At 72.2% G+C, this 25,296-nt stretch carries 24 protein-coding genes; 14 read left to right on the plus strand and 10 right to left on the minus strand.

Features of this window, described 5'->3' with window-relative positions; translation table 11 throughout:
* The first annotated feature begins 98 nt into the window (after positions 1-98).
* The 3 genes from cysC (at position 99) to galT (ending at position 3,665) form a co-directional block, all read left to right on the plus strand.
* Entirely contained in the window at positions 99-1,628 is a 1,530-nt protein-coding gene (cysC, locus tag MICAU_RS26815) for an adenylyl-sulfate kinase (RefSeq protein WP_013288494.1), read from the plus strand.
* 178 nt (positions 1,629-1,806) lie between these two features.
* The gene (locus MICAU_RS26820; RefSeq protein WP_013288495.1) at positions 1,807-2,595 is read left to right on the plus strand and encodes a DeoR/GlpR family DNA-binding transcription regulator; all 789 of its coding nucleotides are present in this window, start codon (positions 1,807-1,809) and stop codon (positions 2,593-2,595) included.
* On the plus strand, positions 2,592-3,665 hold the full coding sequence (gene galT, locus MICAU_RS26825) for a galactose-1-phosphate uridylyltransferase (RefSeq protein ID WP_013288496.1): 1,074 nt from the start codon (positions 2,592-2,594) through the stop codon (positions 3,663-3,665). The genes MICAU_RS26820 and galT overlap by 4 nt, the downstream gene beginning before the upstream one ends.
* A 314-nt stretch (positions 3,666-3,979) precedes the next feature.
* Here galT and MICAU_RS26830 read toward each other — a convergent pair whose 3' ends face one another.
* Positions 3,980-5,197 carry an NADP-dependent isocitrate dehydrogenase gene (locus tag MICAU_RS26830; protein WP_013288497.1) on the minus strand — a complete coding sequence of 406 codons (1,218 nt, stop codon included), beginning with the start codon at positions 5,195-5,197 and terminating at the stop codon, positions 3,980-3,982.
* Between the two features lie 139 nt (positions 5,198-5,336).
* On the opposite strand from MICAU_RS26830, the gene MICAU_RS26835 reads away from it, so the two are divergent.
* Positions 5,337-6,134: an MBL fold metallo-hydrolase gene (locus MICAU_RS26835; protein WP_013288498.1), complete on the plus strand. Its 798-nt coding sequence runs from the start codon at positions 5,337-5,339 to the stop codon at positions 6,132-6,134.
* A 124-nt stretch (positions 6,135-6,258) separates the two neighbouring features.
* Here MICAU_RS26835 and mdh read toward each other — a convergent pair whose 3' ends face one another.
* Both mdh and MICAU_RS26845 read right to left on the minus strand, forming a co-directional pair.
* Complete coding sequence (gene mdh / locus MICAU_RS26840) at positions 6,259-7,209, minus strand: malate dehydrogenase (RefSeq protein ID WP_013288499.1); 951 nt, start codon at positions 7,207-7,209, stop codon at positions 6,259-6,261.
* Between the two features lie 98 nt (positions 7,210-7,307).
* On the minus strand, positions 7,308-8,171 hold the full coding sequence (locus tag MICAU_RS26845) for a bifunctional methylenetetrahydrofolate dehydrogenase/methenyltetrahydrofolate cyclohydrolase (RefSeq protein WP_013288500.1): 864 nt from the start codon (positions 8,169-8,171) through the stop codon (positions 7,308-7,310).
* Between the two features lie 390 nt (positions 8,172-8,561).
* Here MICAU_RS26845 and MICAU_RS26850 point away from each other — a divergent pair, with 390 nt between their 5' ends.
* From MICAU_RS26850 to MICAU_RS26870, 5 genes are all read left to right on the plus strand, one after another.
* Positions 8,562-10,160: a peptide ABC transporter substrate-binding protein gene (locus tag MICAU_RS26850; RefSeq protein WP_013288501.1), complete on the plus strand. Its 1,599-nt coding sequence runs from the start codon at positions 8,562-8,564 to the stop codon at positions 10,158-10,160.
* Between the two features lie 89 nt (positions 10,161-10,249).
* Positions 10,250-11,188 (plus strand): ABC transporter permease, encoded by a 939-nt coding sequence (locus tag MICAU_RS26855; protein WP_013288502.1) that lies wholly within the window; start codon positions 10,250-10,252, stop codon positions 11,186-11,188.
* A gap of 18 nt (positions 11,189-11,206) precedes the next feature.
* Positions 11,207-12,163, plus strand: a complete 957-nt coding sequence (locus MICAU_RS26860; protein WP_013288503.1) for an ABC transporter permease — start codon at positions 11,207-11,209, stop codon at positions 12,161-12,163.
* A 7-nt stretch (positions 12,164-12,170) separates the two neighbouring features.
* On the plus strand, positions 12,171-13,208 hold the full coding sequence (locus tag MICAU_RS26865; protein ID WP_013288504.1) for an ABC transporter ATP-binding protein: 1,038 nt from the start codon (positions 12,171-12,173) through the stop codon (positions 13,206-13,208).
* Positions 13,192-14,220 (plus strand): ABC transporter ATP-binding protein, encoded by a 1,029-nt coding sequence (locus MICAU_RS26870; protein ID WP_013288505.1) that lies wholly within the window; start codon positions 13,192-13,194, stop codon positions 14,218-14,220. The genes MICAU_RS26865 and MICAU_RS26870 overlap by 17 nt, the downstream gene beginning before the upstream one ends.
* Positions 14,221-14,440: 220 nt before the next feature.
* On the opposite strand, the gene MICAU_RS26875 is transcribed toward MICAU_RS26870, so the two are convergent.
* From MICAU_RS26875 to purN, 3 genes are all read right to left on the minus strand, one after another.
* Positions 14,441-14,890: a hypothetical protein gene (locus MICAU_RS26875; protein ID WP_013288506.1), complete on the minus strand. Its 450-nt coding sequence runs from the start codon at positions 14,888-14,890 to the stop codon at positions 14,441-14,443.
* A gap of 147 nt (positions 14,891-15,037) precedes the next feature.
* On the minus strand, positions 15,038-16,612 hold the full coding sequence (gene purH, locus MICAU_RS26880; RefSeq protein WP_013288507.1) for a bifunctional phosphoribosylaminoimidazolecarboxamide formyltransferase/IMP cyclohydrolase: 1,575 nt from the start codon (positions 16,610-16,612) through the stop codon (positions 15,038-15,040).
* On the minus strand, positions 16,609-17,229 hold the full coding sequence (purN, locus tag MICAU_RS26885) for a phosphoribosylglycinamide formyltransferase (protein ID WP_013288508.1): 621 nt from the start codon (positions 17,227-17,229) through the stop codon (positions 16,609-16,611). Before purN ends, purH begins: the two co-directional genes overlap by 4 nt.
* A gap of 178 nt (positions 17,230-17,407) precedes the next feature.
* Between purN and MICAU_RS26890 the strand changes: the two genes are divergently transcribed.
* A complete protein-coding gene (locus tag MICAU_RS26890; RefSeq protein ID WP_013288509.1) occupies positions 17,408-17,704 on the plus strand; it encodes a CD225/dispanin family protein in 297 nt (98 codons plus the stop codon).
* 34 nt (positions 17,705-17,738) lie between these two features.
* On the plus strand, positions 17,739-18,293 hold the full coding sequence (locus MICAU_RS26895; protein ID WP_013288510.1) for a DUF4190 domain-containing protein: 555 nt from the start codon (positions 17,739-17,741) through the stop codon (positions 18,291-18,293).
* 70 nt (positions 18,294-18,363) lie between these two features.
* Here the strand turns inward: MICAU_RS26895 and MICAU_RS26900 are convergent, their stop codons facing one another.
* Complete coding sequence (locus tag MICAU_RS26900) at positions 18,364-19,680, minus strand: cell division protein PerM (RefSeq protein ID WP_013288511.1); 1,317 nt, start codon at positions 19,678-19,680, stop codon at positions 18,364-18,366.
* A gap of 158 nt (positions 19,681-19,838) precedes the next feature.
* On the opposite strand from MICAU_RS26900, the gene MICAU_RS26905 reads away from it, so the two are divergent.
* The gene (locus MICAU_RS26905; protein WP_013288512.1) at positions 19,839-20,108 is read left to right on the plus strand and encodes a hypothetical protein; all 270 of its coding nucleotides are present in this window, start codon (positions 19,839-19,841) and stop codon (positions 20,106-20,108) included.
* A 56-nt stretch (positions 20,109-20,164) separates the two neighbouring features.
* Here the strand turns inward: MICAU_RS26905 and sucD are convergent, their stop codons facing one another.
* The 3 genes from sucD to icmB all read right to left on the minus strand — a co-directional run bounded on the left by sucD (position 20,165) and on the right by icmB (position 23,092).
* A complete protein-coding gene (sucD, locus tag MICAU_RS26910) occupies positions 20,165-21,052 on the minus strand; it encodes a succinate--CoA ligase subunit alpha (protein ID WP_013288513.1) in 888 nt (295 codons plus the stop codon).
* Between the two features lie 2 nt (positions 21,053-21,054).
* The gene (sucC, locus tag MICAU_RS26915; RefSeq protein ID WP_013288514.1) at positions 21,055-22,233 is read right to left on the minus strand and encodes an ADP-forming succinate--CoA ligase subunit beta; all 1,179 of its coding nucleotides are present in this window, start codon (positions 22,231-22,233) and stop codon (positions 21,055-21,057) included.
* Between the two features lie 454 nt (positions 22,234-22,687).
* Entirely contained in the window at positions 22,688-23,092 is a 405-nt protein-coding gene (gene icmB / locus MICAU_RS26920; RefSeq protein WP_013288515.1) for a coenzyme B12-dependent isobutyryl CoA mutase small subunit, read from the minus strand.
* Positions 23,093-23,494: 402 nt separating this feature from the next.
* Between icmB and MICAU_RS26925 the strand changes: the two genes are divergently transcribed.
* Positions 23,495-24,205 carry a M23 family metallopeptidase gene (locus MICAU_RS26925; protein WP_013288516.1) on the plus strand — a complete coding sequence of 237 codons (711 nt, stop codon included), beginning with the start codon at positions 23,495-23,497 and terminating at the stop codon, positions 24,203-24,205.
* Positions 24,206-24,455: 250 nt separating this feature from the next.
* Complete coding sequence (locus MICAU_RS26930; RefSeq protein ID WP_013288517.1) at positions 24,456-25,229, plus strand: M23 family metallopeptidase; 774 nt, start codon at positions 24,456-24,458, stop codon at positions 25,227-25,229.
* Positions 25,230-25,296: the final 67 nt, after the last annotated feature.

The raw sequence follows: 25,296 nt of genomic DNA on the forward strand, positions 1-25,296 counted from the left end.
GTCGCCGGAACAGGCGATCACCGGGAGGCCGGGTGGCGCTCTCGACCGATCGCCGGTGGGCTGCGAAACTGTGTGCCGGCCGGTGAGTTGGGGGTTCGATGAGCAACGGGTGGCTGCTGCCCGAGGACGTTCTGCGGGATGCGCCGTCGTACGCGCCCAGACCCGCTGAGCTGGCCGATCTCCAGTTGTTGCTGAGCGGGGCGTACGCACCGCTCACCGGTTTCATGAGCCGGGCCGACCTGGCCTCGCTGAACCGGCGCGGCCGGCTGGCCGACGGCACGCCGTGGCCGGTGCCGGTGACACTCCAGGTGCCGGCGGCGCTCGCCGACGGGCTGGACCCGGCCGACCCGGCCCGCCGGGCGGTGGTGCTCACCGACGGCGAGGGCGCGCCGGTGGCGGCGATGGACGTGACCGACGTCTGGCCGGGCCGCGAGGGCATGGTGGGTGTCGGCGGCACGGTGCGCCGCCTGGGCGACGGCGGCCACGGGCCGTTCCAGCGGCTGCGGCGCGGCCCCGACGAGGTACGCGGGCTGCTGCCGCCGGGCCGGGTGCTCGGCGTGTTCGCCGACCGTCCCCTGCACCGGCCGCAGCTGGCGCAGATCGCGCACGCGGCCCGTACGCTCGGCGCGCACCTGCTGGTGATGATCCCGGTGGGCGAGGAGTCGATCGGCGGCCTGCCGGCCGAGTCGCTGGTGCGCAGCGTGTTCGCCGCCCGCGACCGGATGCCCCCGGCGACGCTGGTGGCGGTGCCGCTGGCCCGGCGGCGCGACGAGATCAGCGACGCGCTGCTGCGGGCCCGGGTCGCCGCCGCGTACGGCGTCACCCACCTGCTCTCCACCGAGGGCATGCTCTCCGGCGCCGGTCTGCGCGTGCTGGTCCCCCGCGAGCTGGCCTACGACAACCGGGACGGGCAGTGGCGCTGGCGCGAGGACATCCCGCCGCGCAACCGGCGGCTGGCGCTGAGCGCGCGCGAGATCGACGACCTGCTGGACCGGGGCTTCCCGCTGCCCGAGTGGCACACCCCGCCGGCGGTGGCGAAGGAACTGGCCCGGGCACGCCCGCCGCGGCGGCACCGAGGGCTGGTGATCTTCCTGACCGGCCTGTCCGGCTCGGGCAAGTCGACGATCGCCCGAGGGCTGGCCGACGTGCTCCGCGAGCAGGGCGACCGCACCATCACGCTGCTCGACGGCGACGTGGTGCGGCGGGAACTCTCCGCCGGGCTGGGGTTCAGCAAGGCCGACCGGGATCTCAACGTGCGCCGGATCGGCTGGGTGGCCGCCGAGATCGCCCGGCACCGGGGCGTCGGCATCTGCTGCCCGATCGCGCCGTACGCGGCGGCCCGCGCCACCGCCCGGGAGATGGCCGAGACGGCCGGTGCGGGGTTCCTGCTGGTCCACGTGGCGACGCCGCTGGCGGTGTGTGAGCAGCGCGACCGCAAGGGCCTGTACGCCCGCGCCCGAGCCGGCCTGATCACCGGGATGACCGGCATCGACGACCCGTACGAGGCGCCCACCGACGCCGACCTGGTGGTGGACACCTCGGATCTGAGCGTCGAGGAGGCTATCGGGAAGGTGATGGAGCACCTGACCGAGACTGGCTGGGTGGAGCCCCGCCTCCAGCCCGCGTGACCGCCTGACCGCCGGCCGAGTCCCGGCACTCCAGCACCCTCGACCGCCGTCGTCCGGCTTCCGGACGGCGGCGGTCTCGCATCACCCCTCGTTGCGCGGTAGTGTTCGTCTTTGTTGGAACACGTTCGACCGCGTGGAGCGCCCGCGTGGGTCGGTGAGGCGCGGAGGTGAGCCGGGGATGCTGGCGCGGCAGCGGCAGACGGCCATCCTGGAACGACTGCGCCGCGCCGGCGGCGTCCGGGTCACCGAGCTGGCGGCCGAGTTCGGCGTCTCCGACATGACCATCCGGCGCGACCTGGACACGCTGCACGAGCAGGGCCTGCTCGCCAAGGTGCACGGGGGCGCGACGCCGGCCGGTCCCGGCTCGACCGACGAGCCCGGCTTCCACGCCAAGTCCGTCCGCCAGTCGGCGGAGAAGGCCGCCATCGCCGAGCATGCCGCAGGGCTGGTCCGGCCCGGCGCCGCGATCGCGCTCTCCGCCGGCACCACCACCGCCGAGCTGGCCCGGCGGCTGGTGGACGTGCCCGGCCTCACAGTGGTCACCAACTCGCTGCCGGTGGCGGAGGCCCTGCACGTCGGCGGCCGGCCGGACCAGACCGTGGTGCTCACCGGCGGCGTACGCACACCGTCGGACGCGCTCGTCGGCCCGCTCGCCGTGGCCGCGATCGCCGCGCTCCACCTGGACCTGCTCTTCCTGGGCGTGCACGGGATCAGCGAACGGGCCGGTTTCACCACCCCCAATCTGATGGAGGCGGACACGAACCGGGCGCTAGTGGCAGCGGCGGACCGGCTCGTGGTGCTCGCCGACCACACCAAGTGGGGCACCGTCGGCATCTCGTCGATCGTGCCGCTGGAGGCGGCGGACGTGCTGGTCACCGACGACCGGTTGGCACCCGAGGCCCGACGGGTACTCGACGACAGGGTGGGTGAGCTGGTGACGGTGCCCACGACGAGGGGGGCGGAGTGAAGCGTACGCAGATCGCGCTGGCCGACGGCCGCGAGCTGATCTACTTCGACGAGCGGGACGACGCGGTCCGCGACCAGCCGGACCGGCGGGACCTGCCCCCTCCCCCGCCCGCCTCGCAGCTGCGGTACGACCCGCTGACCGACGAGTGGGTGGCGGTGGCGGTGCACCGGCAGACCCGCACGTTCCTGCCCCCGGCCGACCAGTGCCCGCTGTGCCCGTCCCGCGGTGAGCGGCACAGTGAGATCCCCGCGCCCGACTACGACGTGGTGGTCTTCGAGAACCGGTTCCCGTCGCTGAGCCAGCGGGTGGCCGACGAGCCGGCCGAGATCACGCCGTTCACCCCGGTACGCCCCGGACGTGGAAAGTGCGAGGTGGTCTGCTTCACCGACGACCACAACGCCTCCTTCGCCCGCCTCTCCCCGCAGCGGGTGCGGACGGTGCTGGACGCGCTCGCCGACCGCACCACCGCACTGAGCGCGCTACCCGGCGTCGAGCAGGTCTTCCCGTTCGAGAACCGGGGCGTGGAGATCGGGGTGACCCTGCACCACCCGCACGGGCAGATCTACGCGTACCCGTTCGTCACGCCGCGCACCCGCACGATGCTGGCCGCCGCCCGGCGGTACGCCGACCGCACCGGGGGCAACCTCTACGCCGACGTGCTGGCCACCGAACGCGCCTCCGGAGAGCGGGTGGTGACGAGCAACGAGCACTGGACCGCGTACGTCCCGGCGGCGGCGCGCTGGCCGTTCGAGGTGCACGTGGCACCGCACCGGCCGGTGCCGGACATCCCGGCGCTGAACGACGCCGAGCGGGACGCCTTCGGGCCGCTCTACCTGGACCTGCTGCGCCGCTTCGACGGGCTGTTCGACCTGCCGATGCCGTACATCGCGGCCTGGCACCAGGCGCCGGTACGGATCGACAGGGAGCTGGGCCACCTGCACCTTCAGCTGTTCAGCATCCGGCGGGCCAAGGACAAGCTGAAGTACCTCGCCGGGTCGGAGTCCGGCATGGGCGTGTTCATCAACGACATCGCCCCGGAACGCGCCGCCGAACTGCTCCGCGCCGCATGAAAGGAAGGGCCCCTTATTAACGCCTGCGGCAGAGGAAGGGCCCCTTCTTAACAGCCGCGGTCCGAGCATGGGGCGCGGGGGGCCCGGGACAGGACCCCCCGCAGGGAAGGGACGGCTGGCTGCGCTCAGCAGCCTCGAAGGTCGGCCGGCCGGCGCGCGGCCACGGCCCACCTTCATGGACGCGACTGGCATCTCGTCCACCCTGTGCAACGAGGGCGCACCGAACGAGGTCACGCCGTCCCGGCGAGCCTGAGGTTGTTAAAAAGGGCCCCTTCTACAACGCGAGGCGTTAAGAAGGGGCCCTTCCTTGCACGTCAGGCGGCGAGCTTGCGCGCCAGGTTCTCGTCGAGCGCGTTCATGAACTCGTCGGTGGTCAGCCACGGGGCATCCCGCGAGATGAGCAGCGCGAGGTCCTTGGTCATCTGGCCACCCTCGACGGTGTCCACGATGACCTTCTCCAGCGTGTCGGCGAACTCGGTGACCGCCGGGGTGCCGTCCAGCTTGCCCCGGTGGGCCAGGCCCCGGGTCCAGGCGTAGATCGAGGCGATCGGGTTGGTCGAGGTCTTCTCGCCCTTCTGGTACTGCCGGTAGTGCCGGGTGACGGTGCCGTGGGCGGCCTCGGCCTCGACGGTGCGGCCGTCCGGGGACAGCAGCACCGAGGTCATCAGGCCGAGCGAGCCGAAGCCCTGCGCGACGGTGTCGGACTGCACGTCACCGTCGTAGTTCTTGCAGGCCCAGACGTATCCGCCCTCCCACTTGAGCGCGGCGGCGACCATGTCGTCGATCAGCCGGTGCTCGTAGGTGAGGCCGGCGGCCTCGAACTCGGCCTTGAACTCGTTCTCGAACACCTCGGCGAAGATGTCCTTGAACCGGCCGTCGTACGCCTTGAGGATGGTGTTCTTGGTCGACATGTAGACCGGGTAGCCGCGGTCCAGGCCGTACCGGAACGAGGCGCGGGCGAAGTCCCGGATCGACTCGTCGTAGTTGTACATGCCCATGGCGATGCCGCCGCCGGGGAAGTTGGCGACCTCCATCTCCATCGGGGTGCCGCCGTCGGCCGGGGTGTAGGTGATGGTCACCGTGCCCGGGCCGGGGACGACGAAGTCGGTGGCCTTGTACTGGTCGCCGTGCGCGTGCCGGCCGATGATGATCGGCTTGGTCCAGCCCGGGACGAGCCGCGGCACGTTCGACATGATGATCGGCTCGCGGAAGACCACGCCGCCGAGGATGTTGCGGATGGTGCCGTTCGGCGACCGCCACATCTTCTTCAGGCCGAACTCCTCCACCCGGGCCTCGTCCGGGGTGATGGTGGCGCACTTGACGCCGACGCCGTGCTCCTTGATGGCGTTGGCGGCGTCGACCGTGACCTGGTCGTCGGTGGCGTCACGGTGCTGGATCGACAGGTCGTAGTAGTGCAGGTCGACGTCGAGGTAGGGCAGGATCAGCTGCTCCCGGATCTGCTTCCAGATGATCCGGGTCATCTCGTCGCCGTCGATCTCCACGACCGGGTTGTTTACCTTGATCTTCGCCATCGGCCGGCGCTCCTCTCGGGGGACACGTGCTCAAGCAGTACGAGCGTACTGGAAACTGACCGGCAGTCCCCAGGCGGCCCGGGTGGACCGCCGGAAAAGCGGGCTGCGCCGCGCCTCGGCCCGCTGGCATCATCGTCCGATGCCGCGCAGCCGCACCCTCGGGTCTATCACGGTCACCGCGCTCTCCGACGGCGAGGGGCCCTTCTTCCAGCCCCGCGGCGAGGCGTTTCCCGACGCCACGGAAGCGCACTGGCAGGCGGCCGACCGGCTCGATCCGGGCGCCGTCACCGACGACGGCCGGTGGTGGCTGCGGTTCCGCGCGTTCGCGGTGCGGGCCGGCGACGGGCCGGTCACGCTTGTCGACGCCGGCATCGGCCCGGCCGACTCCCTCGCCGCGAGCTGGGCGCCGGTGCCGGGCCGGCTGCCGGCCGAGCTGGCCGCGGCCGGGATCGACCCGGCCGACGTCCGCACCGTGGTCCTCACCCATCTGCACACCGATCACGTGGGCTGGGCCGGCGCGCTGTTCCCGAACGCGGACCACCTGATCCAGCGCGCCGAGGTGGACGCGCTGGAGCTGTTCCACCCGGAACTGCCGGCCCGGCTGCTGACGCCGTTGCGCGCCGCCGGCCGGCTGCGGGTGGTCGACGGCGAGACGCCCCTCACCCCGGGGGTACGACTGCTGCACACGCCCGGCCACACGCCGGGTCACCAGTCGGTGCTGGTCGAGGCGGACGACGAGCGCCTCCTGATCACCGGCGACCTGCTCGTGCACGCGATCCAGTTGGTCGACCCGGAGCTGGCGTACGCCCACGAGGAGGACCAGCCCACGGCCCGCCACTCCCGGCAGCACCTGCTCACGTCCCTCTCCCCCACCGTCCTGGCCACTCCCCACCTGACCGCCCCCTTCACCACCCATCCCCCACCCCGTCGATCATGAAGTTGACGGCGGAATTGGAGATCGACTACGCCGTCAACCTCATGATCGACGGGGAGAACCGCGGGTGGGACGGCAGAAGGCCCGCCGGCGGAGCCGGCGGGCCTTCGATGCGGTGGGACGGGCGTCACATGCTGGCGACGTCGCCCTGCTTGGCGCGGACCGCCTCGGCGGCCTCCTTCAGCGCGGCCAGCTCGTCGGCGTCCAGGTCGGTCTCGACGACCCGCTTCACGCCCTCGGCGCCGATCTCGGCCTCGACGCCCAGGTAGACGCCGGAGATGCCGTACTCGCCGTCGACCCAGGCGCAGACCGGCATGACGGCGCCGGAGTCCTCGGCCACGGCCTTCGCCATCCGGGCCGCGGCGGCGGACGGGGCGTAGTACGCGGAACCGGTCTTGAGCAGCGCGACGACCTCGGCGCCACCGTTGCGGGTCTTGACGACCAGCTCCTCGATCTGCTCGGCCGGCATGACGTCACGCAGCGGCTTGCCGTTCACCGTGCTCTTGGACGGCACCGGGACCATCGTGTCGCCGTGCGAGCCGAGCGTCAGGGTCCGTACCGACTTCACCGGCACGCTCAGCGCCTCGGCGACGAAGTTGGTGAAGCGGGCGGTGTCCAGCATGCCGGCCTGGCCGAGCACCCGGTTCTTGGGGAACTGGGTGGCGAGCTGGGCCAGCGCGGTCATCTCGTCGAGCGGGTTGGACACCACGATGACGACGGCGTTCGGGGCGTACTTGGCGACGTTCTCGGCGACCTGCCGGACGATCTTGGCGTTGGTCTCCAGCAGGTCCATCCGGCTCATGCCCGGCTTGCGCGGCAGGCCGGCGGTGATGACGACGACGTCCGAGCCCTCGATGGCCTCGTAGCCCTCGCCGTTCGGGCCGGTGGTGACGCCGACGACCTTGGTCTCGAAGCCCTCGACCGCGCGGGACTGGTTGAGGTCGAGCGCGAGACCCGCCGGCTTGCCCTCCACGATGTCGGTGATCACGACGGTGTCGAAGACGTCGTACTCGGCCAGGCGCTGTGCGGTGGTCGAGCCGTAGAAGCCGGCGCCGACGACAGTGACCTTCTTACCCATGGTCGTCCCACTCCCTGATACCAGTCGGTTTTCCGGACCGTATCAGCCATCCTGGCACCGATCGGGTCAGGGGCGGACGGTTATGACCTGGGTGGGTGTCAGGCGGTCCGCTCGGCCCGTTCGACCACGTTCGTCAGCAGCATCGCCCGGGTCATCGGACCGACGCCGCCGGGCATCGGCACCAGCTTGCCCGCGACCTCGGCCACCTCCGGGTCCACGTCGCCGGTGTAGCGGCCCTTGCCGTCCTCGCCGATGACCCGCGTGATGCCGACATCCACCACCGTCGCGCCCGGGTTGATCATGTCGGCGGTCAGCAGGCCGGGCACGCCCGCGGCGACGATGACGACGTCGGCTGCGCGGGTGTGCGCGGCCAGGTCGAGCGTGCCGGTGTGGCAGAGCGTCACTGTGGCGTTCTCGCTGCGCCGGGTCAGCAGCAGGCCCAGCGGGCGGCCGACCGTGTTGCCCCGGCCGACGACAGCCACGTTCGCGCCGCGCAGCGGCACGTCGTGCCGGCGCAGCAGCTCCACGATGCCGCGCGGGGTGCAGGGCAGCGGCGCGTCGTACCCGAGGACGAGCCGGCCCAGGTTGACCGGGTGCAGCCCGTCGGCGTCCTTGTCCGGGTCGATCGACTCCAGCGCGCGCTGGGTGTCAAGGTGCCCGGGGAGCGGGAGCTGGACGATGTAGCCGTGGCAGGCCGGGTCGGCGTTCAGCTCGGCCAGCGCCGCGTCGAGCTGCTCCTGGCTGGCGTCGGCCGGCAGTGCGACCCGCAGCGAGGCGATGCCGACCTCGGCGCAGTCACGGTGCTTGCCGTTGACGTACGCCTGGGAGCCGGGGTCCTCCCCGACCAGCACGGTGCCGAGGCCGGGGGTGATGCCGCGTTCCGCGAGCGCCTTCACCCGGGCCCGTAGCTCGTCCTTGATCTCCGCCGCGGTGGCCTTGCCGTCCAGGATCGTCGCCGTCACGTCGTGATCGTCTCACGCCCGCGGGCGGGCCCGGACGACGACGGCCGACGATCACGCTCCGCAACGTGCCCTAACTCACGGAGAGTGACCAGTCACCGTGACACGGCGGCCCTGACACGCCCGGACGGGCAGGGACCGGACAGGCGGGCCGGACGTCGCAGACGCGCTTTACCGACCTCGAACGGACCACCAGGGGCGAATAAAAGGCCAGGTAGGGGCGAGGTTTAGCACGCGCGGACAACAGCGGCAAGGCCCGCCGAACACGATCCGTCATCAGTTGACCACGCACTAGTTGTCGACGGGCCAGATCGCGACCTACCGTTACCGCTCGTTGCGCAGAGTCACCCAGCGCCGGGACGACCGCGCAGCGTGAGGAGATGAGGAGACTCCATGCGTGTTCGTAGGCTCGCGGCCTGGGCCGCGCTCCCGCTCGCGGTGACGCTCGGCCTGACGGCCTGCGGCTCGGGCGGTGGCGGCGGCGGTGCCGGCGACTCCGATGCGGCCGTGCGGATCGAGATCGCCGAGCCGCAGCACCTCGTGCCCACCAACACCAACGAGACGAGCGGCTCCCAGGTCCTGTCGGCCCTGTTCAGCCCGCTCGTCGACTACGACGAGGCGAACAAGCCGCACGAGGTGGCGGCCGACTCGGTGACGACGTCCGACAACAAGGTCTGGACGGTCAAGCTGAAGCCCGGCTACACGTTCCACAACGGCGAGAAGGTCACCGCCGACAACTACATCGACGCCTGGAACTACGGCGCGTACGCGCCAAACGGTCAGAACTCCAGCTACTTCTTCGAGAAGGTGGCCGGCTACGACGACCTCCAGGGCGAGAGCCCGAAGGCGACGACGATGAGCGGCCTGAAGAAGGTCGACGACCTGACCTTCACCGTGACGCTCAGCCAGCCGTACGTGGACTTCAAGTCCATGCTCGGCTACACCGCCTTCTACCCGCTGCCCAAGGCGGCCTTCTCCGCCCCGGGCGTGCTCGCCGAGGGCTACGAGCAGGCGCCGATCGGCCAGGGCCCGTTCAAGATGAAGGGCAGCTGGCAGCACGACGCCAAGGTCGAGGTGGAGCGCTACGACGCGTTCCCGGGCCAGCAGCCCAAGGTCGGCGGCGTCGAGTTCCGCATCTACCAGCAGCCGACCGCGGCGTACGCGGACGTGCTGTCGGACAACCTCGACGTGATCAAGACGATCCCGACCGAGAACCTGTCGACCGCCTCGACCGACCTGGGCGACCGCTTCCAGCAGAGCCCGGCCTCGTCGCTGCAGGTGCTGGCCTTCCCGACGTTCCAGGAGGAGTTCAGCAAGCCCGAGGTGCGCAAGGCGATCTCGATGGCGATCGACCGGGACGAGATCACCAAGTCGATCTTCAAGGACTCGCAGCAGCCGGCTCGCTCGTTCGTCTCGCCGGTGGTCGCCGGTTACCGGGAGAACACCATCGGCACGGCGGGCGCGTTCGACCCGGTCAAGGCCAAGGCCATGTACGAGGCCGCGGGCGGCCCGAAGAAGATCGAGCTGTCCTACAACGGCGACGGCGGCCACAAGGACTGGATCGACGCCACGTGCAACCAGCTCAAGGCCAACCTGGGTGTGGAGTGCGTGGGCACCGCCGAGCCGAAGTTCGCGGACCTGCTGACCAAGCTCAAGCAGAAGCAGCCGGTCGGCCTGTTCCGGATGGGCTGGGTCATGGACTACCCGTCCATGGAGAACTACCTCGGCCCGCTGTACAGCACCACCGGCTCGTCGAACTACTACGGCTACAGCAACCCGGAGTTCGACAAGCTGCTCGCGGAGGGCGCCCGCGCGGCGACCGAGGACGAGGCGATCAAGAAGTACCAGGCGGCGGAGGACCTGCTCGCGCAGGACATGCCGGTGATCCCGCTGCGGTACGGGCAGAACAACTTCGGCCACTCGACCAAGGTCAAGAACGTCCACGTGGACCTCTTCGACCGGGTGGATCTGCTGAAGATCGAACGCGCCTGACACCCCGCTGACGGGCCGGGCCACCCCCACCGGGTGGCCCGGCCCTCGCATTGGCACGCATTTAGCCTGGTTTCGGCAGACTTGCCAGCATGCTCCGCTTCATCCTGCGGCGACTGCTCCAGATGGTCCTCGCCTTCTTCGGGACCACGCTGATCGTCTACGCGCTGATGTTCGCCGGGCAGGGCGACCCGATCCAGGCCCTCGCCGGGGAGCGGCCGGTCACCGCCGCGCAGCGGGCCTACCTGACCGAGAAGTACCACCTGGACGCGACGGGTGTCGGCGGCTTCTTCTACCGCTACTTCGACTACGTGGGCGGCCTGGTCCAGGGCGACCTCGGGCAGTCGCTGACCGGGCGGCAGATCAGCGACATCCTCGCCGCCGCCTGGCCGGTCACCCTGAAGCTCGCGGTGATCGCGATGGCCGTGACGGTGATCTTCGGGGTCACCGCCGGCGTGATCGCGGCGATCCGCCGCTCCGGCGTGTTCGACCACGCCACGCTCGTGCTCACGCTGCTGGTGCTCGGCATCCCCACCATCGTGCTGGCCCCGCTGGCGCAGTACTTCCTCGGCGTACGCTGGCCGATCTTCCCGCCCACCGCCGGAGCGCAACCCTCCTTCTACGCGTTGCTGCTGCCCGGCATCGTGCTCGGCTCGTTGTCGCTGGCCACCGCGCTGCGGCTGACGCGTACCTCGGTGACCGAGAACCTGCGCGCCGACTACGTCCGCACCGCCCGCTCCAAGGGCCTGCGGCGGCGCCGCATCGTCGGCGTGCACGTGCTGCGCAACTCGCTCATCCCGGTCGTCACCTTCCTCGGCGTCGAGCTGGGCAACCTGATGGGCGGCGCGATCATCACCGAGGGCGTGTTCAACGTCCCGGGCGTCGGCTTCAACCTGTTCCGCGGCATCCGCACCGAGGACGGACCGCTTGTGGTCGGCATCGTCAGCGTGCTCGTCGTGGTCTACCTGCTGTCCAACCTGGTGGTGGACGTGCTCTACGCCGTCCTCGACCCGAGGATCCGCTATGAGTGAGCACAGCGAGGTGCAGCAGTGAGCGACTTCGAGACGGTGGCGGCTACCGAGAACCAGGCCGCGCGACGCGGCGTGTCAGGCGAACCGGGCACGCCCGGGCGGGCCGGGCGGCCGGACCGGGCCCGCAGCCTGGCCGGTGACGCCTGGCGGGACCTGCGCCGCAACCCGGTCTTCTGGATCAGCCTGCTCCTGGTGGTGCTGGTCGCCGCGATGGCCGTGGCACCCGGGCTGTTCGCCGCCAACGACCCGCGCGACTGTGTGCTGTCCCGGCAGCACGCCGGGCCGTCCGGCGGGGCGATCTTCGGGTACGACTTCCAGGGCTGCGACACGTTCGCCCGCGCGGTCTACGGCGCCCGCGCCTCGCTGCTCGTGGGCGCGTTCTCCGCGCTGATCACCGGCGTGATCGCGCTCGTCGTCGGCATGCTCGCCGGCTACTTCGGCGGGTGGGTCGACGCGGTGCTGTCCCGGGTGATCGACATCGTGCTCGGCATCCCGCTGCTGCTCGCCGCGATCGTGCTGCTCAAGCGCGTGAGCACGAGCGGCGAGACGGTACGCCTGTTCGCCGTGATCCTCGTCCTGGCGCTGCTCGGATGGACCACCGCGGCCCGGGTGGTCCGTTCCTCGGTGATCACCGCCCGGGAGCAGGACTACGTGGCCGCCGCCCGGATGCTCGGGGCCGGCGACGGCCGGATCATGTGGCGGCACATCCTGCCGAACGCGCTCGCCCCGGCCATCGTGGTGCTCACCATCGCGCTCGGGTCGTTCATCGCGGCCGAGGCGACGCTGAGCTTCCTCGGCATCGGCCTGAAGGCGCCGACCATCTCCTGGGGCATCGACATCGACGCCGGCCGGGTGCACATGCGCGAGTCGGCGACACCGCTGATCGTGCCGTCGACGTTCCTGGCCCTGACCGTGCTCGCCTTCATCATGCTCGGCGACGCGATCCGCGACGCCTTCGACCCGAAGCTGCGGTGACTTCCTCATGACGCAGAACGCGGTCCGGCCCACGCCGGCCTCACCCACGCCGCCCGGCGGGCACCTGCTGGAGGTACGGGACCTGCACGTCGAGTTCCGTACCCGGGAGGGCGTGGCCCGGGTGATCAACGGGGTGACGTACCACCTGGACGCCGGTGAGACGCTCGCGGTGCTGGGCGAGTCCGGCTCCGGCAAGTCCGTCACCGCCCAGGCGATCATGGGCATCCTGGACACCCCGCCCGCGTACGTGCGCGCCGGGCAGATCCTCTACCAGGGGCGGGACCTGCTCACCCGCCCGGAGGAGGAGCGCCGGCAGATTCGCGGCGCCGAGATCGCGATGATCTTCCAGGACGCGTTGTCGGCGTTGAACCCGGTCTTCCCGGTCGGCTGGCAGATCGGCGAGTCGCTGCGCGAGCGGGCCGGGATGTCGCGGGCCGACGCGCGCAGGCGCACCGTCGAACTGATGGATCTGGTCCGGATCCCGGCCGCGGCGAAGCGGCTCGGCGACTACCCGCACCAGTTCTCCGGCGGCATGCGGCAACGCGTCATGATCGCGATGGCGCTGGCGCTGGACCCGAAGGTGCTGATCGCCGACGAGCCGACCACCGCGCTGGACGTCACGGTGCAGGCGCAGATCATGGACCTCCTGGCCGACCTGCGCCGGGATCTCGGCATGGCGCTCGTCCTGATCACCCACGACCTGGGCGTGGTCGCCGGTGTGGCGGACCGGATCGCGGTCATGTACGCGGGCCGCATCGTCGAGCACGCCGACGTGCACGCGCTGTACCGGGCGCCGGCTCACCCGTACACGAAGGGGTTGCTGGAGTCGATCCCGCGCCTGGACGTGCGCGGCCAGGCGCTGTCCAGCATCCGCGGGCTGCCGCCGAACCTGATGGCGATCCCGTCCGGCTGCCCGTTCCACCCCCGGTGCCCGTACGTCCAGCCGGTCTGTGTGGACGAGGTGCCGCACGACCTGGTGCTCGGCGACGGGCGGACCAGCGCGTGCCACTTCGCCCAGGAGGTGCACGATGACCGCGACGGCTGAACCCGCCAAGGTGCGCGGCGAGACGATCCTCGCCGTCGACCAGTTGGTCAAGCACTTCCCGATCAGCCAGGGCGTGCTGTTCAAGAAGACCATCGGCCAGGTCAAGGCGGTCGACGGCGTCTCGTTCGAGCTGCGGCGCGGTGAGACGCTCGGCGTGGTCGGCGAGTCCGGGTGCGGCAAGTCCACGCTGGCCCGGCTGCTCATGCGCCTGGAGACGCCGACCGCCGGGCGGGTCACGCTGGAGGGGCGCGACCTGCTCCGGGCGGCAGGGGCGGACCTGCGCCGGCTGCGGCGGAACATGCAGATGGTGATGCAGGACCCGTACACCTCGCTGAACCCGCGCATGACTGTCGGCGACATCATCGGCGAGCCGTTCGAGATCCACCCGGAGGCGGCACCGAAGCGCAGCCGGCGGCAGCGGGTGCAGGAGCTGCTGGACGTGGTCGGGCTCAACCCGGAGCACGTCAACCGCTACCCGCACCAGTTCTCCGGCGGTCAGCGGCAGCGCATCGGCATCGCCCGGGCGCTCGCGCTGCGGCCCGAGATCATCGTCTGCGACGAGCCGGTGTCGGCCCTGGACGTCTCCATCCAGGCCCAGGTGATCAACCTGCTGGAGCAGCTCCAGGACGAGCTGGGGCTGTCGTACATCTTCATCGCCCACGACCTGTCGGTGGTCCGGCACATCTCCGACCGGGTGGCGGTGATGTACCTGGGCCGGATCGTGGAGATCGGCACCGAGGAGCAGATCTACCAGCGCGCGACCCACCCGTACACCCAGGCGCTGCTGTCGGCGGTGCCGGTGCCCGACCCGGAGGCCCGCGACCGGCGGACCATCATCCGGCTCACCGGCGACGTGCCGAGCCCGGCCGAGCCGCCGTCCGGCTGCCACTTCCGGACCCGCTGCTGGAAGGCCGAGGAGGTCTGCGCGACGCAGGACCCGCAGGCGGTACCGCGCGCGGCGGACCCGCACCCCAGCGCCTGCCACTTCGCCGAGGTACGCACCGAGGCGTGACGACGAAGGCCCCGTCCCCCGGAGGAAGAGGGGGCGGGGCCTCCGATGCGGGCACGCGTGCGGAAGGCGGACCCGGGACGAACCCGAGGCGGCCCGGCGGCGTGAGGCGCGCCGCCGTACCGGTGGACGGCAGCTCGCGGCGGAGACCGCCGGGTCGACGCGGCGGTGTCCGGTGCGGCGCGAGCGCGCGTGTCGGTGCGGGCTGCGGGTTCGGTGCGGCTCAGGCGGCCGGCGGGGCGCGCGCGGCGAGCGGGCCGCGCGGCGGCAGCGGCACGACAGGCGGCCGGGGCGCGGGCACGACGGGCTCCGGCACCGCCGGACCGGCCACGCGCGGGAGCGCGGCCGGGGCCAGGTCGTCCGGTCCGTCGGCGTAGCCGAGACCGCCGCCGTGGTCGTGCCACGGCCCGGCGGCAAGCTCCGACCAGGAGATTCGGGGGTACGCGGCACGCAGCGCGGCCGGGCTCGTTCCGCTCGCCGAGGCGGCGGCCGGCGCGGCGGCGAGCGCTTCGGCGGGTGGTGCGACGTCGGGAGCGGGCCGCGCGGCGGCGAGCGCTTCGACGATCGGGGCGACGGCCGGTGCGGTGACGGCGGGTGCGGCTGCCGCTCCCAGTCCGGCCAGGACGAACGCCAGCGTGACGACGACGGCGGTCAACCGGTCGCGAACGCGCATGGCACACCTGCCGGGCTCACAGACAGCGGAGACGCTCGATCGTCGCCGCCCACACGCTAGCAACCGCCTCCCGCGGCGGGCAACGGCACGGCCTCCGGGTGCGTCGGTCGTCCGTCCGACGACTGACGCACCCGGAGGCCGGACTCGTCAGTGGAAGAAGTGCCGGGTGCCGGTGAGGTACATGGTCACGCCGGCCGCCTTGCAGGCCGCGATGGTCTCCTCGTCCCGGATCGATCCGCCGGGCTGAACGATCGCCCGCACCCCGGCGTCGATGAGGATCTGCGGACCGTCGGCGAACGGGAAGAACGCGTCCGAGGCGCAGACCGAGCCGCGGGCCCGCTCGTCACCGGCCCGGCTGACCGCCAGCCGCGCCGAGTCCACCCGGTTGACCTGGCCCATGCCGACACCGACGGTGGCGCCGTCGCGGGCCAGCAGGATCGCGTTGCTCTTGACCGCGCGGACCGCCCGCCAGGCGAACGCCAGGTCGCGCAGCGTCGCCTCGTCGGCCGGGTCGCCGGTCGCGAGCGTCCAGCCGGACGGGTCGTCGCCGGGCGCGTCGACGGCGTCCCGCGTCTGCACCAGCACGCCACCGCTGACCTGCCGCCACTCCGCGGGCCGCACGGCGAACTCGGGCGCCCGCAGCAGGCGGAGGTTCTTCTTGGCCCGCAGCAGCTCCAGCGCGTCCGCGTCGAAGCCGGGCGCCACGAGCACCTCGGTGAAGATCTCCGCGACCTGGCCGGCCATCGCCGCGTCGACCGGCCGGTTCACCGCGATCACGCCGCCGAACGCGGAGACCGGGTCGCAGGCGTGCGCCTTTCGGTGCGCCTCGGCCACGTCCGCACCGACAGCGATGCCGCACGGGTTGGCGTGCTTGATGATCGCCACCGCCGGCTGGTCCGCGAAGTCGTTGGCGGCCCGCCAGGCGGCGTCCGCGTCGACGTAGTTGTTGTAGGACATCTCCTTGCCGTGCAGCTGCTCGGCCTGGGCCAGCCCGGCCGGCGCGCCCGGGTCGGTGTAGAGCGCCGCCGCCTGGTGCGGGTTCTCGCCGTACCGCAGCACCGCCTGACGGCGCAGTGCCAGCCCGGCGAACTCCGGCCAGCCGTCCTCGGCCGGCGACACGGTGGTGGCGAACCAGTCGGCCACCGCGACGTCGTAGTCGGCGATGTCGGCGAACGCGCGGGCCGCCAGCGCCCGGCGCCGGGCCGGCGTGAAGCCGCCCTCGGCGAGCGCGGCCACCACCGCCGGGTACGCGGCCGGGTCGGTCACCACCGCCACCGAGGCGTGGTTCTTCGCCGCGGCCCGCACCATCGCCGGACCGCCGATGTCGATCTGCTCGACGCACTCGTCGGTGTCGGCGCCGGAGGCGACGGTGGCCTGGAACGGGTACAGGTTGGAGACCAGCAGGTCGATGCCGGCGATGCCGTGCTCGTCGAGCTGCGCGGCGTGCGCGTCCTTGCGCAGGTCGGCGAGGAGGCCGCCGTGGATCTTCGGGTGCAGCGTCTTGACCCGCCCGTCGAGGATCTCCGGGAAGCCGGTGACCTGCTCGACCGGCGTCACCGGCACCCCGGCGCCGGAGATCGTCGACGCGGTGCTCCCGGTCGACACGATCTCCACGCCGGCCTCGTGCAGGGCGCGGGCCAGCTCGGCCAGGCCGGTCTTGTCGTAGACGCTGACCAGCGCGCGCCGGATCGGGCGGCGGCCGGCGTCCTCAGTGGCGTTCACGGGATGGTGACCTTTCTGCCGGTGATCGTCCAACCTTCACGGACCAGGCGGCCGACCTGCTCGACGAGCTGGCGCCGCTCGGCGGACTTGATGCGCTCGGTGAGCGTGTCCTCGTCGTCGTCGTCCTGCACCGGCACGGCGACCTGGGCCACGATCGGGCCGGTGTCCATGCCGGCGTCGACGAAGAACAGGGTGGCCCCGGTGACCTTGACGCCGTACGCCAGCGCGTCGCGGGGGCCGTGGATGCCGGGGAACGCCGGCAGCAGCGTGTTGTGCGTGTTGAGGTAGCGGTCGCCGAACGCGGCCAGGAACTCCGGACCGACCAGCTTGAGGAACCCGGCGCTGATGACCAGGTCGGGCCGGTGCTCGGCGACCCGCGCGGCGAGCGCCTTGTCCCAGTCGGCGCGGGTGGGGTGGTCCTTGACGCGCTCGACGAAGGACGGCACACCGGCTGCGGCGGCCCGGTCCAGGCCGGCGATCCCGTCCCGGTCGGCGCCGACGGCGACCACCCGGGCGCCGTACCCGGGGTCGGCGGTGGCGTCCAGCAGCGCCTGGAGGTTGCTGCCGGAACCGGAGACGAGGACGACGAGGCGGGCGACGGACGCGGGCTCGGTCACCGGGCAACCCTATCGGGCAGGTCAGGCGGCCCGGCCGCGGGGCGGCGGCTCATCGGGTGACCTCCCCGGTGGCGTGATCGCGGTACGCTGCCGGTCGCCCGGTGTCCGGCCCCGTGCCCGGCCCGCACCCCCAGTGAACCCGGCACGCCGCGTGCCACCGGACCGAGGAGTACTTCGAATGCAGCCCGGATACCCCCCGCAGCAGCCGCAGCAGATCGACAACAACATGACGATGTCCATCGTCGCGATCTTCCTGTTCTGGCCGCTCGCGATCCCGGCCATCATCAACGCGTCGAAGGTCAACCCGCTGATCCAGCAGGGTGACTACGCGGGCGCCCAAGCCGCCGCCGCCGAGTCCAAGAAGTGGTCCAAGTGGGCCCTCATCGTCGGCCTGATCTGGATCGGCATCATCGTGGTGGGATGTTGCCTCCTCGGCGGCCTTGCTGGTCTCGCCGGCAACAGCGGCAGCAACTGACCGACAACCCGAACCGATCTGAGGAGCACCAGACATGCAGCCCGGTTACCCCGGACAGGACCCGTACGGCCAGCAGCCGAACCAGGACCCGAACGCGCAGCCGCACGACCCGTACGCGCAGCCGCCGCAGGCCCCGCAGTACGGCCAGCAGCCCCCGTACGGGCAGCAGCCGCAGTACGGCCAGCAGCCGACCTCGGGCCAGCCGTACGGCCAGCCCACGTCGGGTCAGCCCGCCTACGGCCAGGACCCGTACGCGCAGCAGCAGCCGTACGGCGCCGCGCCGCAGTACCCGGCCGCCGGCTACCCCAGCGGCCCGGGGCAGGGCCAGAACAACACCATGGGGCTGGCCGGCATGATCGTCGGCATCGCGTCGATCGTGCTCGGCCTGTGCTGCCCGCTGCTGGGCGTCCCGGCCGGCATCGTCGCCGTCGTCCTCGGCGTGCTGGGCCAGAAGAAGGTCCAGGCCGGTGAGGCCAGCAACGCCGGCCAGGCCCGGGCCGCCCTGATCTGCGGTGCCGTCGGCGTGGTCGTCGGCATCGTCAGCGCCATCGCGGGCGCGGCGATCAACATGAACAACTTCGGCGCCTGACCGGCGTCCGACGAGGGGCGTCCACCATCCGGTGGGCGCCCCTCTCGCGTTCCCGAGCCGCGCCGCGAGGTCAGCGGGGAGCCGGGGTGGCGCGGGGCGGAGGGGTCGGGCGGGTCAGCGTGCGGGTGGCGGCGGCACCGAGCGCCGCGCCCACCCCGATCACGAGCGTGGCCACCGCGGCCACCGCCCACGGTGACGGCCCGACCTCGGCGAGCCGGCCACCGCCGAGCGACCCGCCGGAGGCCGCCGCGAACAGCCCCAGCAGCGCGCCCGCGACCGGTCCGGCGAGCGCGGCCGGCAGCAGCAGCGCCGGCCAGCCCACCTCGGTGCGTTCCTCGGCCGCCACGCGCAGCAGCCGCCGGGCCAGCAGCCAGCCGGCCGCCATGGCGGCCAGCACCGGCACGGCCAGCAGCGCGCCACCGAGCCCGTCCATCGGGCCGCGCGGCAGGCCCGCCAGCAGCGGTACGGCCGGCAGCGCGCCCACGGAGACCTCACTCGTGCGGACGGCGGTGTCGGTGCCGACCGCGAACCCGGGGCCGAGCAGGTAGCTCGCCGACCAGGCGGTCGCGTTCGGCGCGTAGGCGAGGCTGACCAGTGTGATGCCCGCCTGACCGGCCACCCCGGTCCGGTACGCCCCGATCATGTCGGCCGCGTCGCCGCCACCGGTGGCCACCGCCAGCCCGGCCGCACCGGCACCCGCGCCGCACAGCAGCAGCGCCGCCACCAGTCCGGTACGCAGACCGTCGCGCACCGGCGGTGGGCAGCGCTCGGCCAGCAGCGCCCAGACACCTGTGGTGCGCAGCGCGCCGACCAGGGCGGCGGGTACGCCGAACGCGGCGAACGTGAGCGCGGCGGTGACCGGGGAGACCCGCAGGCCGCCCGCGTCGACAGCGAACGCGGCGAGTGCGCCGAGCAGCGCGTACCCGATGCCGACGGCGACCGCGACGGTGAGCGCCTGGCGGGGTGAGCCGGCCCCGCGCGCGCCGACGGCCCGGCTGACGTGCACCCCGGCGCGGGTGAGCCGCCAGACGACGAGCGCGCTCAGCGCGAGCGGCGCCAGGCCGAGCGGCCCGGCGGTGGTCTGCAACGGCACCCCGTGCCCGAGCAGCCAGCCGGCCAGGCCGGCGCGCAACGCGCCGCCGAACGATCCGGCGTCCTCGCTGAGCTGGGCGAGGCCCAGCACGGCGGACACCGGCAGCCAGGAGGTCAGCGCCGCCCAGAGCGCGGCCACCCCGGCGGCGACCGGCAGCGGGGCCCGGCTGCGGGGCTCCTCACCCGATCGGGGTGCGGGCACCCGCGCGGCCGGGCGGGCACGGCCGGGCGGCCGGGCGCCGGCGGGGGGACCGGTGGCCGGACGGCGGGGCTGGTCAGGGGTGACGCGTGACATCGTGTCTACTCTGGCACGCCGCGGGAAGGACGGCAGTCCGATACCGGGTCGGCAGCGTGGCGAGTTCGCCGAACCCCGGTCCCGCGGTGGTGATCCGGTCTAGCCTCGGCCTCAGACGCGACCGTTCCCGTCGCGGCGCCGACCGCTCGGAGGAAGCCGTGCACGCTCCGTATCCGCCGCCCCCGCCGCCACCGGCCGTCGGCCGGGACCGGACCACGCTCTGGGGCGTCCTCGGCATCGTCTTCGGCCTGCTCTGCTGCGGGATCCTGGGCATCGTCTTCGGCGCGCTGTCGATCCGCGACGCCCGGCGCAACGGCCGGTCGCAGTTGCTCGGCTGGCTGGCCATCGCGTTCGGCGTGATCAACATCGTCGCCAGCGCCATCGTGCGCGCCCGGGGCAACTCGTACTACCCGTACTGGTATCGCTGAACGCGAGGGGGCCGACCGGTTCCCCGGTCGACCCCCTCGACACGTCGCTCGGCCGCTCAGCGGCCGGACATGATCTCCCGCATCAGGTTGGCGGTCTCGGTCGGGGTCTTGCCGACCTTGACGCCCACCGCCTCCAGCGCCGCCTTCTTGGCGTCGGCGGTGCCCGCCGAGCCCGAGATGATCGCGCCGGCGTGGCCCATGGTCTTGCCGGGCGGGGCGGTGAAGCCGGCGATGTAGCCGACCACCGGCTTGGTGACGTTGGCCTTGATGAACTCGGCCGCCCGCTCCTCGGCGTCGCCGCCGATCTCACCGATCATGACGATCGCGTCGGTCTCCGGGTCCGCCTCGAAGGCGGCCAGGGCGTCGATGTGGGTGGTGCCGATGATCGGGTCACCGCCGATGCCGACGCAGGTGGAGAAGCCGATGTCGCGCAGCTCGTACATCATCTGGTAGGTCAGCGTGCCGCTCTTGCTGACCAGGCCGATCCGGCCGGAGCCGGTGATGTCGGCCGGGATGATGCCGGCGTTCGACGCGCCCGGCGAGGCGATGCCCGGGCAGTTCGGGCCGATGATCCGGGTGCGCTCGCCCTGGGCCCGGTTGTACGCCCAGAACGCGGCGGTGTCGTGCACCGGCACGCCCTCGGTGATCACCACGGCCAGGTCGATGCCGGCGTCGATCGCCTCGACCACGGCGGCCTTGGTGAACTGCGGCGGCACGAAGATGACGGTGACGTCCGCGCCGGTCTCCTTCATCGCGTCCGCGACGGAGGCGAAGACGGGCAGCTCGGTGCCGTCGAAGTCGACGGTCGTGCCGGCCTTGCGCGGGTTCACGCCGCCGACCACGTTGGTGCCGGCGGCGAGCATCCGCCGGGTGTGCTTGGAGCCCTCGGAACCGGTCATCCCCTGCACGATGACCTTGGAGTCCTTGGTCAGCCAGATAGCCATTGTCAGACCCCCGCAGCTGCCAGCTCGGCGGCCCGCTCGGCCGCGCCGTCCATGGTGTCGACCCGCTGGATCAGCGGGTTCGCCGCGCCGTCGAGGATCGCCCGGCCGGCCTCGGCGTTGTTGCCGTCGAGGCGCACGACGAGCGGCTTGGTGGCCTTCTCGCCGCGCTGCTCCAGCAGCGCCAGCGCCTGCACGATGCCGTTGGCGACCGCGTCACAGGCGGTGATGCCGCCGAAGACGTTGACGAAGACGCTCTTGACCGACGGGTCGGACAGGACGATCTCCAGGCCGTTCGCCATCACCTCGGCGCTCGCGCCGCCGCCGATGTCGAGGAAGTTGGCCGGCTTGACGCCGCCGTGCCGCTCGCCCGCGTACGCGACCACGTCGAGCGTGGACATGACCAGGCCCGCGCCGTTACCGATGATGCCGACCTCGCCGTCGAGCTTGACGTAGTTGAGGTCCTTGGCCTTCGCGGCCTGCTCCAGCGGGTCCACCGACGCCTGGTCGACCAGGGCCTCGTGGTCCGGGTGCCGGAACCCGGCGTTCTCGTCCAGGGTGACCTTGGCGTCCAGGAGCAGCAGCTTGCCGTCCTTGGTCGTGGCCAGCGGGTTCACCTCGACGAGCGTGGCGTCCTCGGCCACGAACGCCTGCCACAGCTTGACCGCGACCTCGACCACCTGGTCGGCGATCTCGGCCGGGAAGCCGGCCGCGGTGACGATCTCGCGCGCCTTGGCCTCGTCCACGCCGGTGTTGGCGTCGATCGGCGCCTTCACGACCCGCTCCGGGGTCTCGGCCGCGACCTGCTCGATGTCCATACCGCCGGCCACGCTGGCGATGCAGAGGAAGGTGCGGTTCGCCCGGTCGAGCAGGTACGAGAAGTAGTACTCCTCGGCCACGTCCGCGGTCACGGTGATCATGACCTTGTGGACGGTGTGACCCTTGATGTCCATGCCGAGGATGTCGGTGGCCCGGGCCACCGTCTCCTCCGCGCCCTCGGCCAGCTTCACGCCGCCGGCCTTGCCGCGGCCACCGACCTTCACCTGCGCCTTGACGACCACCCGGCCGCCGAGGCGTTCGGCGATCGCGCGGGCCTCCTCCGGGGTAGTGGCGACGCCGCCGGCGAGCACGGGCAAGCCGTGCCGCTCGAACAGGTCCCGCCCCTGGTACTCGTACAGGTCCACGATTGCGCGTCCCGTCCCGTCTCCGCGGCGCGCCGTCGCGCCGCCACCAGCTTCGGAAAATCAGTTTGACGCCTGTCATCAGATGAGACAGGCCATTTGCCGCAGCCTAACGAGATGGGAACGGGCGGCAACCGAGCGGGTGCGGGGTGTGCGGTAATGCACAGACCGGGGTCGGCCGGGCCGATCACTGCGGCGCCGGCGCACGGGGGCGTCAGCCGTCCGGGGGATGTCCGGGCCCGGGCGTAACCGCCCGTCGGGGGCGTCGTTGAGTGTGATGTCGGCGCGCTGGTCAAGCGCGGCGACGGGAGCGGCCGATGCCCTGTCGGTCGAGGGGTGGCGGCGGGGCATCGTGCATAGAGGGGCCGGGCGTGTGAGGGGTGCGTCCGGCCCCTCCCCCGTGCCCGGAGCCGGAAACGCGGGGGCCGGGCACGCAGGGGCCGGGAACCGGGCGGGGTCAGCCGACCGGCTGGGCGACGTTCTCCCGCACCCACTCGACGATCGAGCCGGTGGTGGCGCCCGGGGTGAAGATCTTCGCGACGCCGAGCCGCTCCAGCTCCGGGATGTCGGCCTCGGGGATGATGCCGCCGCCGAACACCACGATGTCGGTGGCGTCCCGCTCGGTGAGCAGTTCGACGACGCGCTTGAACAGCGTCATGTGCGCGCCCGAGAGCACCGACAGGCCGACCGCGTCCGCGTCCTCCTGGATGGCGGTCTCGACGATCTGCTCGGGCGTCTGGTGCAGGCCGGTGTAGATGACCTCCATGCCCGCGTCACGCAGGGCGCGGGCGACCACCTTCGCCCCCCGGTCGTGGCCGTCCAGGCCGGGCTTCGCGACGACGACCCGGATACGAGAGCTCATCTGCGCACACCTTTCACCGGCACTCCTGACCTGAACGAACGGTAACCCGGCCGGACCGGAGGCGGGAAGCCGGGCCGGACCTTCCCACATACGAGCCGCCCCACTACCGCCCACCCGGGTACGCGGAAAGCCGGACACCTCCGCCGTTCGGTCACTGTCCGCGACGAATGGGCAGTCGACATACCATCCGACCGGCGGCACGAGCTATGACAAGGTTGGATGGAATTGGACATAACGAATCACCATTTCGGCGCTTCGGCTTGTGACAGGAGTGGCGGTTGGCTAACGTGTCCACGGTTGTCATCAGGTCCACGGACGGGTGACGACGCGGCACCGGAGGTTCGACCGAGCTTCACCGAACGGTCCGGAGTCGCATCGGATCCCCGACAACGGAGGGTGTGCGTGCGCCAGCGCCTGTCGTCTGAGCCCGATCGCTATCGCGGCCGCCGCCGCGTACCCACCCCCCCGCGGAGCCGCTACGCCGCGGTGGTCACCACCGCCTTCGTCGGCGCCGGCATCGTCGCCATCGGCGCGAACGCCCTCCCCGACGCCAAGAGCGTCAGCCCGTCGGTCCTCGACGAGCTCCGGCAGGCCTCGGTCGCCAGCCAGGACGCCGCCGCCCGCGCCGACAGCGCGGAGCGCCCGTCCCGTGCCGACCGCTCCGACAGCAAGGCCGCCGAGCAGGACCCGTGGCTCCTGCCGCTGCACGGCTACGACTTCAAGTCCCCCTACGGCATGCGGTGGGGCAAGCTGCACACCGGCATCGACCTGGTCGCCCCGGAGGGCACGCCCTACAAGGCGGTCCACGCCGGCACCGTCACCAAGGCCGGCTGGTTCGGCGGCTACGGCTACGCCGTCATCGTCCAGCACTCCGACGGCAGCGAGGCCATCTACGGCCACTCCTCCGCGGTGACGGTCAAGGAGGGCCAGGAGGTGAAGGCCGGCGACCAGCTCGGCCTGGTCGGCAACACCGGCCACTCCTACGGCTCCCACCTGCACCTGGAGATCCATGTCAAGGGCCAGCCGCAGGACCCGGTGGCGTTCCTCAAGGATCGCGGAGTGGACATTCAGCTCGAAGTCGAGGCAGTTTACAGCGACGTAGCCGCGTCCTGACGCTCCGTACCGCCCCGTCACCGCCCGGACCGCACGGTCCGGGCGGTTTCGTCTGTGCCGATGTCTGCCACGTCACACCGGCCGGTGTGAGCGGGAGCACATCGCCGAATGATCGTCTCTTCGACCGAACCGGCCGACCGGTCCGAAACCGGACGCGCGGTGGCGGCGCGGGCCACCGCCTCCGCACCCCCGATACCCGCTGCGACCTGCACCGACACCAGTATTTCGAGGTCACGTGCCCCTCGAACCGATGAAGGATCCCGTGCAGCACAGCAGCCCCACCCCGGACAACGCTCCCGCCCGGCACCGGCGCCCGCGCCGCGCCCGGCGCACCGTTTACGTGGTCACCGGCGCGGTGGCCCTGCTCGGCCTCGGCATCGGCGGCGTGGTCGTCACCACCGCCCCGTCCGACCCGACGCCGGCCGCCGTCGACCTCGGCGTAGCGGCCCGCGCCGACGACGCCGACCGCGCCGACCGTTCGGCCCGCGAGCCGGTCACCCCGTCCGCCGTACCGGCCAGCCCGTCGCCGAGCCCGAGCGCGAGCGCGACCAGCCCGGCACCGAAGAAGACGGCGACGGCGAAACCCAAGCCGAAGCCGAAGAAGACGACAGTGGCGAAGAAGCCCACCTGGGTCATCCCGATGAAGGGCGCCGACATCACGTCGTGCTACGGGCCCCGCTGGGGCACCCAGCACGCCGGCATCGACTTCGCCATGCCGGCCGGCACGCCGATCCACGCCGCCGCAGCGGGCACCGTGGTCAAGGCCGGTGACGTGGGCGACGGCTACGGCGTCTCGGTCTTCATCGACCACCACAACGGCTACCTGACCCACTACGCCCACCAGAGCCGGCTCGCCGTCGGCGTCGGCGACACGGTCAAGGCCGGTCAGGTCATCGGGTACGAGGGCTCCACCGGCGACTCCACCGGCCCGCACCTGCACTTCGAGGTGCACCAGGGCGCGATGTGGAACCAGATCGACCCGGCGCCGTTCCTGCGTGCCCGGGGCATCGGCGTGGCCTGCTGACGCAGTGGTCCACCGGCGTGGCCGGGCCGGTCTCCAGCCCGGCCGCGCCTGCGGTCCGTCCGCCTGA

The organism is Micromonospora aurantiaca ATCC 27029, from assembly GCF_000145235.1.
Taxonomy (GTDB): Bacteria; Actinomycetota; Actinomycetes; order Mycobacteriales; family Micromonosporaceae; genus Micromonospora; species Micromonospora aurantiaca.